14 protein-coding genes are annotated in these 15295 nt (G+C 72.8%); 3 read left to right on the top strand and 11 right to left on the bottom strand.

All coding sequences use genetic code 11. From position 1 onward, the window contains the following. The first annotated feature begins 104 nt into the window (after window positions 1-104). Together ACNHYB_RS02460 and ACNHYB_RS02455 are read left to right on the top strand one after the other, a co-directional pair. Window positions 105-1112, top strand: a complete 1008-nt coding sequence (locus tag ACNHYB_RS02460) for a serine aminopeptidase domain-containing protein (protein ID WP_418276789.1) — start codon at window positions 105-107, stop codon at window positions 1110-1112. Continuing rightward, complete coding sequence (locus ACNHYB_RS02455; protein ID WP_418276788.1) at window positions 1109-1906, top strand: glycerophosphodiester phosphodiesterase family protein; 798 nt, start codon at window positions 1109-1111, stop codon at window positions 1904-1906. Before ACNHYB_RS02460 ends, ACNHYB_RS02455 begins: the two co-directional genes overlap by 4 nt. A gap of 18 nt (window positions 1907-1924) precedes the next feature. On the opposite strand, the gene aroB is transcribed toward ACNHYB_RS02455, so the two are convergent. The 11 genes from aroB to ACNHYB_RS02400 form a co-directional block, all read right to left on the bottom strand. Further along, on the bottom strand, window positions 1925-3067 hold the full coding sequence (aroB, locus tag ACNHYB_RS02450; RefSeq protein ID WP_418276787.1) for a 3-dehydroquinate synthase: 1143 nt from the start codon (window positions 3065-3067) through the stop codon (window positions 1925-1927). Continuing rightward, on the bottom strand, window positions 3064-3591 hold the full coding sequence (locus tag ACNHYB_RS02445) for a shikimate kinase (protein ID WP_418276785.1): 528 nt from the start codon (window positions 3589-3591) through the stop codon (window positions 3064-3066). The genes aroB and ACNHYB_RS02445 overlap by 4 nt, the downstream gene beginning before the upstream one ends. Next, window positions 3588-4805, bottom strand: coding sequence for a chorismate synthase (aroC, locus tag ACNHYB_RS02440; RefSeq protein WP_418276784.1), 1218 nt, complete (start codon window positions 4803-4805; stop codon window positions 3588-3590). The genes ACNHYB_RS02445 and aroC overlap by 4 nt, the downstream gene beginning before the upstream one ends. A gap of 65 nt (window positions 4806-4870) precedes the next feature. After that, complete coding sequence (locus tag ACNHYB_RS02435; RefSeq protein ID WP_418276783.1) at window positions 4871-5752, bottom strand: shikimate dehydrogenase; 882 nt, start codon at window positions 5750-5752, stop codon at window positions 4871-4873. Beyond that, window positions 5752-6909, bottom strand: a complete 1158-nt coding sequence (gene mltG, locus ACNHYB_RS02430; protein WP_418276782.1) for an endolytic transglycosylase MltG — start codon at window positions 6907-6909, stop codon at window positions 5752-5754. The genes ACNHYB_RS02435 and mltG overlap by 1 nt, the downstream gene beginning before the upstream one ends. 37 nt (window positions 6910-6946) lie before the next feature. After that, entirely contained in the window at window positions 6947-7450 is a 504-nt protein-coding gene (gene ruvX / locus ACNHYB_RS02425) for a Holliday junction resolvase RuvX (RefSeq protein WP_418276781.1), read from the bottom strand. Next, a complete protein-coding gene (gene alaS, locus ACNHYB_RS02420) occupies window positions 7443-10142 on the bottom strand; it encodes an alanine--tRNA ligase (protein ID WP_418276780.1) in 2700 nt (899 codons plus the stop codon). Before alaS ends, ruvX begins: the two co-directional genes overlap by 8 nt. Window positions 10143-10257: 115 nt before the next feature. Further along, entirely contained in the window at window positions 10258-10620 is a 363-nt protein-coding gene (locus ACNHYB_RS02415; protein ID WP_418276779.1) for a hypothetical protein, read from the bottom strand. Next, window positions 10617-10997, bottom strand: a complete 381-nt coding sequence (locus tag ACNHYB_RS02410; RefSeq protein ID WP_418276778.1) for a DUF948 domain-containing protein — start codon at window positions 10995-10997, stop codon at window positions 10617-10619. Before ACNHYB_RS02410 ends, ACNHYB_RS02415 begins: the two co-directional genes overlap by 4 nt. A gap of 103 nt (window positions 10998-11100) precedes the next feature. Further along, the gene (gene rpsD, locus ACNHYB_RS02405) at window positions 11101-11727 is read right to left on the bottom strand and encodes a 30S ribosomal protein S4 (protein WP_418276777.1); all 627 of its coding nucleotides are present in this window, start codon (window positions 11725-11727) and stop codon (window positions 11101-11103) included. Window positions 11728-11942: 215 nt separating this feature from the next. After that, entirely contained in the window at window positions 11943-13334 is a 1392-nt protein-coding gene (locus tag ACNHYB_RS02400) for a replication-associated recombination protein A (protein ID WP_418276776.1), read from the bottom strand. Between the two features lie 164 nt (window positions 13335-13498). Here ACNHYB_RS02400 and ACNHYB_RS02395 point away from each other — a divergent pair, with 164 nt between their 5' ends. Next, a complete protein-coding gene (locus ACNHYB_RS02395; protein WP_418276775.1) occupies window positions 13499-15274 on the top strand; it encodes an SLC13 family permease in 1776 nt (591 codons plus the stop codon). The last annotated feature ends 21 nt before the right edge of the window (window positions 15275-15295 follow it).

The raw sequence follows: 15295 nt of genomic DNA, 5'->3' as shown, positions 1-15295 counted from the left end.
TCCCCCGTGGCGTGGTGGTGTGCGTCCAGCATGCCCGAGGGCGTGCGATGGTGCGACGTGCGCCGGCTGCTGCGGGGAGCGGTCCGACGTCGTACGGTACGCACGTGTCCGTTGCTGCCGCGTCCTCGCCGTCGTCGCCGGGACCTGCGGTGGAACCGGTGCGGGACCCGGTGTGGGAACCGGACGTCCTGCTCGCCGGTCACGAGGCGACGCCCCTCGGCCCGGCGACGCTCGTGCGCCGTGCCGAGCGTCCTGCGGAGCCTCGCGGCGTGGTGCTGCACGTGCACGGCTACAACGACTACTACTTCCAGGAGCACCTGACGGCGGCACTGACCGTGCAGGGCTTCGCCTGCTACGCGGTGGACCTTCGTCGGGCGGGCCGGTCGGTCCTGCGCGAGCCCGAGGGCGCGGGAGGCCTTCCGCCGCACTTCGCGACGTCGTTGGGCGAGTTCGGCGCTGATCTCGACGCGGCGGCCGCCGCGGTCCGGCGCGCCGAGCCGGGGCTGCCGCTCGCGGTGCACGCCCACTCCACCGGCGGGCTGACCGCGTCGGTGTGGGCGAGCGTCACGAGCGGTGCGGGGCCGGACGCTCTCGTGCTGGACTCGCCGTTCCTGGACCTGACGGGGTCGTGGCTGGCACGCCAGGTCAACCTGGGGGTCGTGGGCGTCCTGGGGCGGGTGCGACCGATGAAGGTGGTCAGCGCGCACCCGTCGGTGTACGCCACGTTCCAGCACCGTCTCTACGGTGGTCGGTGGGACTTCGACGTCCGCCTCAAGCGCCCCGACGGGCAGCCGGTGCGAGCGGCGTGGCTGCGCACCGTGCGCCGTGCCCACGTGCGGGTGGCCCGAGGGCTGGGGCTCACCTGTCCCGTGCTGGTGGCGAGGTCCGCGAGGTCCGGGCCGGACAGCCCGGACAACCCGTCCCTCGACGCCCAGGACACCGTGCTGGACACCCGTCTCATCGGCGCCGTGGCTCCCCGGCTCGGCGCCGACGTCCACCAGCTCGTCGTGCCGGACGGGGTCCACGACCTGTGCCTGTCCGCTCCCGGCCCCCGCGAGACGTACCTGGCCGGTGTGGGCGACTTCCTGCGGACGCGGATGGCGCCCCGGTGAGGCGACACGGCGTCCCGGCGCCGCGCCCGTACCTCGACGGTGCCGGCCGAGGGTTCGTCGCGCTCGCGCACCGCGGGTTCTCGGCGGGCGACGGCAACCTGGAGAACTCGATGGCGGCCTTCGAGGCCGCCGTCGACCTGGGGTTCCGGTACGTGGAGACCGACGCGCACGGCACGGCCGACGGCGTGGCGGTCGCCCTGCACGACGAGTCCCTGGACCGCACCACCGACGGGTCGGGGCTCGTGGCCGACCTGCCGTGGGACGTGGTGCGCCGCGCCCGGATCGGAGGGAGGGAGCCCGTCCCGCTCCTGGAGGACCTCCTGGGGAGCTGGCCCCGCCTGCGGGTCAACGTCGACGTCAAGGGCGACTCCGGCGTCGAGCCCGTCGCCGCGGTCATCGAGCGCACCGGCGCGCACGAGCGCGTGTGCGTGACCTCCTTCTCGGCCCGACGCCGCCGCGCCACCCTGGCACGTCTCTCGCGACCTGTGGCCACGAGCGCGGGCCGCGCCGAGGTGGTCGCGTTCCTGCTGTCGGCCCGGCTGCGCCTTCGCGCCGGAGTGCGGCGTGCGCTGCGCGACGTCGACGCCCTGCAGGTGCCCGTCGCCCAGGGCCGGGTGCACGTCGTCGACGCCAGCACCGTCGCCGCCGCGCACGCCGCCGGCAGACAGGTGCACGTGTGGACGATCGACGACCCCGCCGAGATGGACCGGCTGATCGACCTGGGCGTCGACGGGATCGTCACCGACCGTGCGGACCTGCTGCGCGACGTCCTGCGCCGGCGCGGGCTCTGGTAGGCCGCCCGGTAGGCGGCCTCAGAGGCCGAGGGTCACCGGGACCCCCGGACCGCCCGTCGGCGGCTCGGAGGAGATCTCCGCGTAGGCGGCGGCGAGCAGCGTCGGGTCCGGTCCCTCGAGACGCACCGGCTTGGCCACGTCGTCCAGGATGACGAAGCGCAGCAGATCGCCGCGCGACTTCTTGTCACGGCGCATCGCCGCCACGAGCTGGTCCCACCGGTCACCCCGGTAGGTGGTGGGCAGGCCGAGGGACTCCAGGATCCGCCGATGGCGGTCCACGACGGCCTCGTCCAGCTTCCCGGCGAGCCGTGCGAGCTCGGCGACGAACATCATGCCCATCGCGACCGCCGCACCGTGGCGGAGCTGGTAGCGCTCCACGAGCTCGACGGCGTGGCCCAGCGTGTGACCGTAGTTGAGGATCTCCCGCAGTCCCTGCTCGGTGAGGTCCTCCCCCACCACGCGCGCCTTGACCCGCACGGACCGCTCGATCAGCTCGGCGACGACCGACCAGGTCTCCTCGCTCGCGTCCGCGCCGCGCCACTCGCGCAGCTCGTCGGCGTGCTCCTCGACGAGCTCGAGGATCCGTTCGTCGGCGATGAAGCCCGTCTTGACGACCTCGGCCATGCCCGCCACGAGATCCCACCGGTCGAGCGACTCCAGGGCAGCCAGGTCGCACAGCACACCGGCCGGCGGGTGGAACGCGCCCACCAGGTTCTTGCCCTCGGCGGTGTTGATGCCCGTCTTGCCCCCCACGGCCGCGTCGACCATCGCCAGCAGGGTGGTGGGCACGTGCACCACCTTGATGCCCCGCAACCAGGTCGCCGCGACGAACCCGGCGAGGTCCGTCGTCGCGCCGCCACCGACCGAGACGATCGCGTCGGAGCGGGTGAAGTCCGCCTGCCCCAGGACCTGCCAGCAGAACGCCGCGACCTGGGCCGTCTTCTGCTCCTCGGCGTCGGGGAGCTCGACCGCGAAGGCCTCGTACCCCTGGGCGACGAGGTCCTCGCGGACCGTCTCGCCGGTGGCGGCGAGCGACGCCGGGTGCATCACCAGCACCCGGCGCACGCCGTCGCCCAGGAGCCCGGGGACCTCGCCGAGCAGGTGGCGGCCGACCACCACGTCGTAGGGCTGCTCCCCGCTCACGGTGACGCGGACAGTCATGGGTGCACCTCGCTGAAGATCTGGTCGGCGACCTGCCGGGCGGTCCGGTCGTCGGACGTCACGCGCAGGGTCGCCAGTCGGTCGTAGGTGGGCCGGCGCGCCGCCATGAGCTCGGCCCAGCGGGCCCGCGGGTTGCCGACCAGGAGGGGGCGAGCCTGGTTGAACCCGACCCGGGGAGCGGCGCCGGCGAGCGAGACGTCGAGGAACACCACGACCCCGCCGTCGCTCGCATAGCCCGTGAGCGCGTCCTGGGTCAGGGGGTCCATCACGGCGCCCCCGCCGAGGGCGAGGACGCCCCCGTGGGTCGCGAGCGCGGTCGTGACGGCCTCACGCTCCAGCGCTCGGAAGTGCGGCTCGCCGTCGTCCAGGAAGATGTCGGCCACGGGCTTGCCGGCCGACCTCTCGACGTCGGAGTCCGTGTCCCGGAAGGGGACCTGCAGCAGGTCCGCGAGGATCCTGCCCACCGTCGTCTTGCCGCTGCCGGGAGGTCCCGTCAGGACGACCCGGGGAACCGTCGGGCTCATCGCTGCAGCTCGGGGATCGAGGCCAGGTACGCCTCGATGTTGCGGCGGACCTCGTCGACCGAGTCGCCGCCGAACTTCTCCAGCACGGCCTGCGCGAGCTCGAGGGCGACCATCGCCTCGGCGACGACGGCGGCGGGCGGCACCGCGCAGACGTCGGAGCGCTGGTGGTGGGCGGTGACCGGTTCGCCGGTCGCGACGTCGACGGTGTCCAGCGCGCGCGGCACCGTGGAGATGGGCTTCATCGCCGCCGAGACCCGCACGACCTCACCGTTCGTCATGCCGCCCTCGATGCCGCCGGCACGGTTGGAACGACGCCGGATCCGTCCGTCCGCGCCCCGCTCCATCTCGTCGTGGGCCGCGGTGCCGCGGCGCGTCGCCGTCCGGAACCCGTCGCCCACGGCGACACCCTTGATGGCCTGGATGCCCATCAGCGCGGCCGCGAGGCGGGCGTCCAGGCGGCGGTCGGAGTGCACGTAGGTGCCCAGACCGGTCGGCACGCCGTAGGCCAGCACCTCCACCACCCCGCCGAGCGTGTCGCCGGCCTTGCGGCAGTCGTCGATCTCGGCCACCATCGCCGCGCTGGTCGCGGCGTCGAAGCAGCGCACCGGGTCGGCGTCGAGCGCCGCGACGTCGTCCGGGGCGGGCAGGTCGGCACCCTCGGGCACCTCCACCGGACCGATCGACGTGACGTGGCTGACCAGCCGGATGCCCGCAGCCTGCTCGAGGAACTTGGCGGCGGCGGTGCCGAGCGCGACCCGGGTCGCCGTCTCGCGGGCGCTCGCACGCTCCAGCACGGGACGGGCGTCGTCGAAGGCGTACTTGCGCATGCCCACCAGGTCGGCGTGACCCGGGCGCGGACGCGTCAGCGGTCGGTTGCGGGCGATCTCGCGCTCGTCACCGGTGCCCGCGTCGACCAGCAGCGCGTCCGGGTCGACCGGATCGGCGGACATCACGTCGACCCACTTGGGCCACTCCGTGTTGCCGACCTCGATCGCCAGCGGACCACCCTGGGTGACGCCGTGGCGCAACCCGCCCAGGACACGCACCTGGTCCTTCTCGAACTTCATCCGTGCGCCACGGCCGTAGCCGAGCCGCCGACGGGCCAGGGCGTCCTGGATGTCCGAGGTGACGAGCTCGACCCCGGCGGGCAGCCCTTCCATGAGGCCCACCAGGGCTTGACCGTGCGACTCTCCCGAGGTCAACCAGCGCAGCATGGTCCTGATTCTTCCACGGCAGCGCCGAGCAGCGGGACGGGTGGCCGGATGGCGGACGAGTGGTCTCAGGCCGCCTCGGCCGCGAGCACCCCCTGGAGAGCCACGTCCATCGCGGCCACCGGAGCCGTCCGACCGGTCATGAGACGGACCTGCTCGGCCGCCTGGTGCAGCAGCATGCGCTCCCCGCCGACGACGGTGCCACCGACCTTGGCCCACGCCTGCGACAGCGCGGTGGGCCGCGGGTCGTAGACGGCGTCCAGCAGCACGCCGTGGGCCTCGACGCCGCGCCCGAGCAGGGCGTCGGCGACCGGGTCCGCGGCGAACGCCGGCATCGTGGAGACGACGACGTCGGCCGTGGCCAGGACCGCGGGCGCGGCCACGAGGTCCAGCACCTCGTACCGGGGCGTCACACCCATCCGGTCGGCGGCCTCCTGCAGTCCCGCCGTACGGGCCAGGCTGCGCACCAGCACGCGCGGACTCGTGCAGCCGAGCTCACCGAGCGCGGCGAGGGTGGAGGCGGCCGTCGCTCCCCCACCGAGCACGACCGCGTCGTCCACCGGGACGTCGCGGGTGCCGTGCCGGTCCGCGAAGCCCTCACGGACCGCCGTGACCAGCCCGTGGACGTCGGTGTTGGTGCCGGTGAGCGCCACGCCGCACTGCGCGGTGCCGACGAGCACCGTGTTCACGGCGCCCACGGCCCGGGCGAGCGGGTCGACGTGGTCCACGAGGTCCATGACCGCGTGCTTGAGCGGCATCGTCACGCTCAGACCGGCCCAGCCCAGGTCCAGGCCCCGGACGACGTCCGGGAGCTGCTCGACGGTGGTGTCGATCGCGGTGTACCGCCAGCCGTCCAGCCCGAGGGCGTCGTAGGCGGCAGTGTGCAGGACAGGCGACAGCGAGTGCGCGACCGGGTGCCCGAGCACCGCCGCGCGGCGAGGAGCGGCCATCAGTAGCCGTTCTCCGCGGCCCACTCCTGGTACTCGCCGCGGAACTCCAGGAACTCGTTGTAGTCGCCGGTGAACTTCGTCTCGCCGGTCTCGAGGTTCACGGTGACGTACCACCGCCAGTCGCCCTCGGGAGGAGCGGCGACCGCTTCGATGGACGCCGCACCCGGGTTCGCGATGGGCGTCGGCGGGAGGCCGTCGTTCTGCCTCGTGTTGTACGGCAGGCTCGCGTCGTCCCACTCGGAGACCGTGATCTCGTGGGCGGGCTTGCCCAGGCCGTAGGCCAGCGTGGCATCGATGCCCAGGCGCTCGCCCGCCGCGAGACGGTTCTCCAGGACCCGTGCGACCTTGCCGCGGTCCTCGTCGGTCATCGCCTCACGCTCGACCATCGAGGCCTTGTTGAGCGTGTCCTCCCACTCGCTCTTCGGCACCCCGGCGCTCTCGAGCTCGGCGATCGTCTGGGAGACCATCGTCTTCACCAGGTCGACCGCCGTGTCGCCGGGCTGCACGACGTACTGCTTCGGGAACAGCCAGCCCTCGACCTCGCCACCCGCCTGCTTCGGCAGGCCGATCGCGTCGGCGTCGCCCAGCGCCGCCTCGACCTCCTCGCGGGAGAAGTTCGTGACCGAGGTGATCTTGTCGATCACCTGCTCCGCGACGAACCCTTCCGGGATCGTCACCTTGGTCTCGATCTTCTCGTTCGCGACGAGCATCTGCACGGCCTCGGACGCCGGGATCTGCGTCGGCAGCTCGTAGGTGCCCGGTTGGATGCCGGCCGACCCCGGGGTGGTGTCGAACGCCTCGTTGAACGCCGCGACGCTCGCCACGACGTCCGCGTCGGCGAGCACCGAGCCCATCGCCGAGCCCGTGGCGCCCTCGGGGATGACGACCTGCACCGGGTCACCACCCGGGCCCGAGTAGTCCTCCGCCTGCTGCCCGAAGGGCAGCTCGAAGCCCGCGAACGACGACCCGACGCGGTCCAGCAGGTAGTAGCCGCCGACCCCGAGGATGCCGAGGAGCACCAGCAGGATCACGAACGTGCGCTGCTGGCGGCGCCGCTTGCGCTTGCGGGCCGCCCGCTTGCTCGCCGACGAGCGCCCCCGGGACGGCGGTGGTGACGCCGGTCGCTGGGCGAGGGAGGGCTCGAAGAGGTCCGTCACGCCTGGATCATCCTTCGGGTCGGGCGGGCAGTCGGGGTCAGGCCACGTCGACGTGCTCGCCGGCCCGGTCGCCCGAGACCCGCTCCACGTCGAGTGCCTGTTGCAGAATGATAACGGCTGCCGCCTGGTCGATGACAGGCCTGTGCTTGGCGGTTCGCTTACCCGCCGCCCGCAGCTGGGCGTGAGCCGTCACCGTCGTCATCCGTTCGTCCACCAGGTGCACCGGCACCGGGGCCACCGCACGGGCCAGACGACCGGCGAAATCACGGGCGTCCGCCGTCGCCGCGCCCTCGTTGCCCGACAGGTGCCGCGGCAGCCCCACGTACACCACGGCGGCGAACCTCTCGTCGACCTCCGCCGCGATCCGTGCGACGTCGGAGGTCGCCACCGCCGCGCCACCGGACGCCGTCGGGACGTCCAGCACGCGCGCCACCGTCTCGACCGGCGTGGCGATCAGCCCGTCGGGGTCGGAGCCGGCCAGACCGATCCTGGCCTTGCCGACGTCGACACCGAGCCGGGCCCCGCGAGGGAGGTCAGACACCCACGGCCGCCTGGACCTGGGCGGTCACGCCGTCGAGCGCCACGGGCACCGCGGCGACGTCGGACCCGCCACCCTGGGCGAGGTCCGGCTTGCCGCCCCCGCCGCCGCCGAGCGTCGCCGCCGCGGACCGCACGAAGTCACCGGCCCGCAGGCCGGCGTCACGCGCGCCGGCGTTCGTCGCCACCACGATCAGCGGGCGCCCGCCGGCCGAGCCGGCGACCGCGACGACGGCGGCGTCGGACTCGCCGAGACGGCCCCGCACGTCGAGGGCGAGCGTGCGCAGGTCGTCCGCGGAGGACACCTCACCGGCGTCGTGCGTCACGACCCGCACGTCGCCGACGCGCGGCGCGTCGGCCGCCAGCGACGCCGCAGCCGCGAGCAGCTGCCCCTGGCGCAGGGTCGCGAGCTGCTTCTCCGACTCCTTGAGCCGGGCCATCAGCGATCCCACCCGTTCGGTGAGCTCGTCGGGACGCGCGTTGAGCAGCCCCGTCAGCTGGCCGACCAGCGCGTGCTCCTTGGCGTGGAAGCCGTAGGCGCCGTCACCGACCAGCGCGTCGACCCGGCGCACGCCGGAGCCGATGGACGACTCCCCCAGCAGCGCCACGCGGCCGAGCTGACCGGTGGCCTTGACGTGGGTGCCGCCGCAGAGCTCGCGCGACCAGTCGCCGTCGATCGACACGACGCGCACGTTCTCGCCGTACTTCTCACCGAACAGCGCCATCGCACCGAGCTCGCGCGCCCGGTTGATGTTCATGGTCGCGTCGGTGATCTCGAGGTTCTCCGCCAGGCGCGAGTTGACGCGCTCCTCGATCTCGCTCAGCACCGAGCCCGGCACGGCCGCGGGCGAGCGGAAGTCGAAGCGGATGCGCGACGGCGCGTTCTCCGAACCCGCCTGCGTGCGGTCCGACCCGACCAGCTCGTGCAGGGCCTTGTGGATCATGTGGGTGGCCGAGTGGGCGCGGCTGATCGCCACGCGCCGTCCCGTGTCGATCGCGGCGGTCCCCGGGTCACCGAGCGTGACGGTGCCCTCGACCAGACGACCGCGGTGGACGGTGAGCCCGGCGACGGGGCGCTGCACGTCGTCGACCTCGATGGTCGCCCCGCCGTCCAGCACGATCGTGCCCTGGTCGGCGAGCTGGCCGCCTGCCTCGGCGTAGAAGGGGGTGCGGTCCAGCACGACCTCGACGTCCGACGGCGCGGACACCGTGGGGGCCGGCGCACCGGCGACGATCAAGCCCACGACGTTGACCGCCGACTGCGTGTCGGTGTAGCCGAGGAACTCGACCGGCGCCGACAGCTCCTTGTGCAGGTGCTCGTACGCACGCAGGTCGGCGTGCCCCGTCTTCTTGGCCAGCGCGTCGGCGCGGGCCCGCTGCTTCTGCGACGTCATCAGGTCCCGGAACGCCTGCTCGTCGACCTGGACGCCCTGCTCGGCCGCCATCTCGAGGGTGAGGTCGATCGGGAAGCCGTAGGTGTCGTGGAGCGCGAACGCCTGGTCCCCGCCGAGGACCGGGGTCGTCCCCTGGCCGGCCTCCGACTTGGCTCGCGAGACCGCCGTGTCGAGGATCGTCGTGCCCGCCGCGAGCGTGCGCCGGAACGCCTCCTCCTCGCCGTAGGCCACCTGGCTGATCGTGTCGAACTGGGTCTCCAGCTCCGGGTAGGACGCCTTCATGGCGTCCTTCGACACGGGCAGCAGCGACGGCAGCGCCACCTCGTCGACGCCGAGCAGGCGCACCGCGCGCACCGCCCGGCGGATGAGGCGCCGCAGCACGTAGCCGCGCCCCTCGTTGGCGGGACGGACGCCGTCCCCGATGACCATCAGTGCCGAGCGCACGTGGTCGGCGACCACGCGCATGCGCACGTCGTCCTCGCCGTCGGCCCCGTAGCGCCGCCCCGTGAGGTCCTCGACCCGCTCGATGACGGGGTAGACCTCGTCGATCTCGTAGAGGTTCTCCTTGCCCTGCAGCAGGTAGGCGATGCGCTCCAGGCCCGCACCGGTGTCGATGGCCTTCTGGTCCAGCTCGCCCAGCAACGGGTAGTGCTTGCCCTGCCCCTCACCACGGACGAACTGGTCGAACACCAGGTTCCAGATCTCCAGGTAGCGGTCACCGCCCGGGTCGACCGAGCCGCCCTCGGCCTCCGGACCGTAGGCGGGGCCGCGGTCGTAGTGCCACTCGGCGCACGGGCCGGCCGGGCCCGGCTGGCCGGTGTCCCAGAAGTTCTCCTCGCGAGGAAGCCGCACGATGTGCTTCGGGTCGAGCCCGATGCCCTTGGTCAGCGCGTCGTAGGCCTCGTCGTCCTCGTTCCACGTCGTCACCCACAGGCGGTCGCCGTCGAGACCGTACCCGCCCTCGTCCTGGGGTGACGTCAGCAGCTCCCAGGCGAAGTCGATGGCGCCGGCCTTGAAGTAGTCGCCGAACGAGAAGTTGCCGTTCATCTGGAAGAACGTGCCGTGGCGCGTGGTGCGGCCCACGTTCTCGATGTCGTTGGTGCGGATGCACTTCTGCACGCTCGCCACCCGCGGCCACGGCGCCGGCTCGGTACCGAGGATGTACGGGATGAACGGGACCATGCCGGCGATGGTGAACAGGATCGACGGGTCCGGTGACACGAGCGGGACGCTCGGCACGATCGCGTGGTCCTTCGACTCGAAGTAGTCGAGCCAACGCTGGCGGATGTCGGCTGTGCGCATGGTGTCCTTCATCGGGTGCGGAGGAATAGAGGGAATGAGGGTGGAGCGGTGCAGGGTGGATCCGGACGATCAGGGAGCCTATTGTCGCGCGACGCGACAGATCTTTCTCCGCGACTCAGAACGAGTAGCCGAGCTCCGCCTCGTCGGCACGGGTCTGCGCCTCGGGATCAGGGGCCTCCTGGCCGGCCGCGTGGCGCGGGCGCGCCGCACGCTGGGCCCGGACGTCGTCCGGGTGCGGCTGGCCCTCGGCCAGCAGCGCGGCCACCAGCTCCGCCTCCCGGGCGTCGCGCGCCGCGGCGAACTCCCGCCGGAAGGTGGTCACGAAGCTGCCGGACCGGCGGCTCAGGTCGCGGCCGAGCTCCTCCGCGCGGCCGGCGACGGCCTCGGGGGTGTAGCGGGCGACGACGCGACGACCCTTGGTGACGACCACGACGGTGATCGTCACGCCGACGCCGACCCAGAACAGGCGGCGGATCACCGCGGGTCCCCGGCGTCGTCGGACTGCCGGCGCCACGCCCGGGCGAGGCCCTGACGCACGCCGTACGAGAACGAGGCGACCTTCACCAGGGGGCGACCGAACGTCGAGGCGTACAGGCCGGCCAGCGCCGAGACGTTCTCGCTGACCTGGGCGGCCGAGGTGGTGATCGTGTCGACCTTGACGAGCTGGTCGTTGGTCGCGGCGACCGTGCCGGCGGCCTCGTCCAGGATGGGCACGGAGTGCTCCGTCAGCTCCCGGATCGATCGTGACGCCTCGTCGAGCGTCCGGCCGAGCTTCAGCAGCGGGACGGCCAGCAAGCCGACGAGCAGCACGAACGCGATGGCGGCCACCAGGCCTGCCACGTCCCCTACGGACATTCTCATCTCCTCGACTCGGGTGCGTCGCCACCCTATCCAACGACGGACGCCCCGTCCCCTGAGCGGGGACGGGGCGTCGTACGGCGATGCGCGCGGGGCGCGATCAGCGCGCGTAGAACTCCACGACGAGCTGGACCTCGCAGGTCACGGGGACCTCGGCGCGCTTCGGCGCACGGGTCAGCGTGGCCGAGAGCTTCTCGAGGCTGACGTCCAGGTAGCCCGGCAGCTCCGGCAGCACGTCGCGGTGGGCGCCGGCAGCGGCGACCTGGAACGGCGTGGTGGTCTGCGACTTCGGCTTGACCTGGATGGTCTGGCCCGGCTTGACGCGGAACGAGGGGCGGTCGACGATCTTGCCGTCCACCAGGATGTGACGGTGCGTCACGGCCTGGCGGGCCTGCAGGATGGTGCGACCGAAGCCGGCGCGCAGGACCAGGGCGTCGAGACGGGTCTCGAGGTCCTCGACCATGACCTCACCGGTCAGGCCCGGGTGCTTGCGGGCGTTCTCGTAGACCTTGAGGAGCTGCTTCTCGCGCAGCGCGTACTGGGCGCGCAGACGCTGCTTCTCGCGCAGACGGACCGCGTAGTCCGACTCGGTGCGGCGACGCGCACGGCCGTGCTCGCCCGGGGGGTAGGGGCGCTTCTCGAAGTGGCGCACAGCCTTGGGGGTCAGGGCGATGCCGAGCTTGCGGCTCAGGCGCACCTGACGGCGGGACTTGGTGACAGAGGTCACGGTTCTTCCTGTCCTTCGGTGATGGATGAGGTCACACCCGAGGCGTTCCGCAGAGCGAGGACGTCGGGTGCGGGACCAGCCGACGGAGCACCCCACCGCGCGGAGCAGTGGTGGAACGGTGCTCACCGGGCCGAGGTCCCAGGCGGCTGCCGCGAAGGCAACCTGAACATCTTAGCAGTCGACGCACCGGGTCAGGGACGCTCGAGGATCTCGGGTCAGGGACGCTCGAGGATCTCGCGGATCCGGGCGAGCCGTTCACCCACCTGACGCTCGAAGCCCCGGTCCGTCGGCTCGTAGTAGCGCTGCCCGACCAGCTCGTCGGGCAGGTACTGCTGCGCCGCGACGCCCTGCGGCTCGTCGTGCGAGTAGGCGTAACCCTTGCCGTGGCCGAGCTGCTTCGCCCCGGCGTAGTGCGCGTCGCGCAGGTGGGGCGGCACGGCACCGACCCGCCCGGCGGTGACGTCGGCGAGCGCCGCCCCGATGCCGGCGTACGCGCGGTTCGACTTCGGTGCCGTGGCCAGGTGGACCACCGCCTCGGCCAGCACGATGCGGCCCTCCGGCATGCCCACGAGCTGCACGGCCTGCGCGGCGGCGACCGCGGTCTGGAGCGCGGACGGGTCCGCCATCCCGACGTCCTCGGCCGCCGAGATCACGAGCCGACGCGCGATGAACCGCGGGTCCTCCCCCGCGGCGACCATGCGGGCCAGGTAGTGCAGCGCCGCGTCGACGTCGGACCCGCGGATCGACTTGATGAAGGCCGAGACGACGTCGTAGTGCTGGTCGCCGTCACGGTCGTAGCGGACGGCGGCCACGTCCACCGCCCGTTCGACCGTCGCCAGGTCGACGGTGACCGGTCCCGACCCGCCGTCGCGCTCCTCGCGCGCGTCGCTCAGCGCGGCGCCCGCCGCGGCCTCGAGCACGGTGAGCGCCTTGCGGGCGTCCCCCTGGGCCATCCGCACGAGCTGGTCCTCGGCGTCGTCCGCGAGCACCACCGTGGCGCCGAGGCCGCGCTCGTCGGCGACGGCGCGGCGCACGAGGTCGCGGACGTCGTCGGCCCCGAGCGGGCGCAGCGTGAGCAGCAGCGAGCGGGACAGCAGCGGCGAGTTCACCGAGAAGCTCGGGTTCTCCGTGGTCGCGGCCACGAGCGTGACCCACCGGTTCTCCACGCTGGGCAGCAGGGCGTCCTGCTGAGCCTTGGAGAACCGGTGCACCTCGTCGATGAAGAGGACGGTCTCCTCACCTCCGGTGGCGAGACGACGGCGGGCGTCCTCGATCACCTGGCGCACGTCCTTGACGCCTGCCGTCACCGCGGACAGCTCGACGAAGCGCCGCCCCGAACCGGTCGCCACCAGGTAGGCGAGCGTCGTCTTGCCGACGCCCGGCGGACCCCAGAGGATCACCGAGCCCGGGGCCGCCCGGCGTGCGGACTCGTCGGCCGGCCCGACGAGTCGCCGCAGGGGCGACCCGGCGACCAGGAGATGCCCCTGTCCCGTGACCTCGTCGAGGCTCGCGGGCCGCATCCGCACGGCCAACGGCGCGCTCGGCCCCGACCGCGCCGTCACCGGCGTGCCGTGCGTCCCGGTGGTGGCGGTGTCGAACAGGTCCATACGACGAGCCTAGTTCGCGCCTCCGACGCCCCGGCCGGGTCCGCGGACCGCCGGTGAACGGTGACGGGCCCGACCAGGGCTCTGCTGCTACCGTTCCCGACGCAGCACCGCCTGCTCCCGCAGGCCGAAACCCGCCCTCACCGCTCGGAATGACGGGAGCAAGAATGACACTCGACGCCTGGATCACCCTCGGTGCGATCGTGGCGGTCCTGGCCGTGCTCGTGCGCGGTCGCGTCTCACCGGCCGTGACGGTGTTCGGCGGGGCCGTCGTCGTCATGGTCACAGGTGTCGTGACGCCCGAGGAGGCCTTCTCCGGGTTCTCGAACCCCGCTCCCCTGACCGTCGCGGCCCTCTACGTCCTGGCCGCCGGCATCGAGAAGACGGGCGCACTGTCCGCCGTGATGCAGAACACGATGGGTGACAAGGGCACCTACCGTCGCCCCCTGCTGCGCACCCTCGCCCCGACGATGGCCGCCTCCGCGTTCCTCAACAACACGCCCATCGTCGCCATGCTCGTCCCCGAGGTGACCACCTGGGCACGCCGACGCGGCCTGTCGGTGTCCAAGTTCCTCATCCCCGTCTCGTACGCCGCGATCCTGGGCGGCCTGCTCACCGTCATCGGGACCTCGACCAACCTCGTGGTGTCGGGTCAGATGTCGGCGCTCGGACTGAGGGAGATGGGATTCTTCGAGATCGGCAAGGTCGGTCTGCCCATCGCGCTGGTCGGGCTGGGGGCGCTGCTGCTGCTCGCCCCGGTGCTGCTGCCCGGCCGGCGCTCGGTGCGCACCGAGATCGAGGAGGAGGGCCGCCGGTTCTCCGTCGAGATGATCGTCGAGCCCGGCGGACCCGTCGACGGCCGGACGGTCGAGGAGGCGAAGCTGCGCGACCTGTCGGGGTTGTTCCTCGCCTCCGTGGACCGCGGCGACACCGTCATCGCGCCCGTCCGCCCCGAGACGGTGCTGCGCGGCGGGAACCGCCTGCACTTCGTCGGACCGGTCGACAAGATCGTGGACCTGCAGGAGATGCGCGGGCTCCGCTCGGCCGAGATGCACCACGTCATGGACCTCGGCCAGCCCTCGGTCCGCTACTTCGAGGCGGTCGTGGGGTCCCGCTCCCCGCTCGTCGGCCGCACGCTCAAGGACGTCGGGTTCCGGGCCATGTACCAGGCTGCCGTGCTCGGCATCCACCGGTCGGGCCGGCTCGTGGAGGGCAGGCTCGGCACCGAGCGGATCCGTCTCGGTGACACCCTGATCCTCGTCAGCGACCCCGACTTCACGGCACGCTGGCGCGACCGTGCCGACTTCCTGCTGGTCGCGGAGCTCGACGGCAAGGCACCGACCGCGGCCCCGCGCGCGTGGCTGCCCGTCACGCTGCTGCTCGCCGTGGTGGTGCTCGCGGCCACCGGTCTCGTACCGATCCTCAGCGGGTCCCTCGTCGCCGCCATCGTCCTGGTGGCCGCCAAGGTCCTCACCCCCCTGGAGGCGCGCCGCGCCATCGACGTCGAGGTGATCATCGTGATCGCCTCGGCGTTCGGGCTGGCGGCGGCGATGCAGGCGTCCGGGCTCGCGGAGCTGGTCGCGGGCGGACTCGTGGACGCCTTCGGGAGCTTCGGCCACTACGGCGTCCTGCTGGGGCTCGTGCTGGCCACCGTGCTGCTCACCGAGCTCATCACGAACAACGCCGCCGCCCTGCTCATGCTGCCGGTCGCGGTGACGACGGCCGGAGCAGCAGGGCTGGACCCGCGCGGTGCGGCCATCGCCGTGGCCGTGGCAGCGTCCGCGTCGTTCCTGTCCCCCATCGGCTACCAGACCAACATGATGGTCTACGGCCCGGGCGGCTACCGGTTCACCGACTACGCCCGCTTCGGCTGGGTGTTCACCCTCATCGCCGTCGTCGCCGTCGTCACCCTCGTGCCCGTGCTCTGGCCCGCGACCACCTGACCGGCGCGCGTTCCCTCCCCG

The sequence above is a fragment of the Isoptericola jiangsuensis genome (assembly GCF_048320105.1).
Lineage (GTDB): Bacteria > Actinomycetota > Actinomycetes > Actinomycetales > Cellulomonadaceae > Isoptericola > Isoptericola jiangsuensis_A.
Note: the sequence above shows the minus strand (reverse complement) of the source record. Positions and strands in the feature narration are given on the sequence as shown.

Coding starts and splice junctions, on each gene's coding strand:
- ACNHYB_RS02400 (WP_418276776.1), bottom strand. CDS start 13,334: ATGGACCTGTTCGACACCGCCACCACCGGGACGCACGGCACGCCGGTG.
- ACNHYB_RS02395 (WP_418276775.1), top strand. CDS start 13,499: ATGACACTCGACGCCTGGATCACCCTCGGTGCGATCGTGGCGGTCCTG.
- alaS (WP_418276780.1), bottom strand. CDS start 10,142: ATGCGCACAGCCGACATCCGCCAGCGTTGGCTCGACTACTTCGAGTCG.
- aroC (WP_418276784.1), bottom strand. CDS start 4,805: ATGCTGCGCTGGTTGACCTCGGGAGAGTCGCACGGTCAAGCCCTGGTG.
- aroB (WP_418276787.1), bottom strand. CDS start 3,067: ATGACTGTCCGCGTCACCGTGAGCGGGGAGCAGCCCTACGACGTGGTG.
- ACNHYB_RS02410 (WP_418276778.1), bottom strand. CDS start 10,997: ATGTCCGTAGGGGACGTGGCAGGCCTGGTGGCCGCCATCGCGTTCGTG.
- ACNHYB_RS02435 (WP_418276783.1), bottom strand. CDS start 5,752: ATGGCCGCTCCTCGCCGCGCGGCGGTGCTCGGGCACCCGGTCGCGCAC.
- ACNHYB_RS02445 (WP_418276785.1), bottom strand. CDS start 3,591: ATGAGCCCGACGGTTCCCCGGGTCGTCCTGACGGGACCTCCCGGCAGC.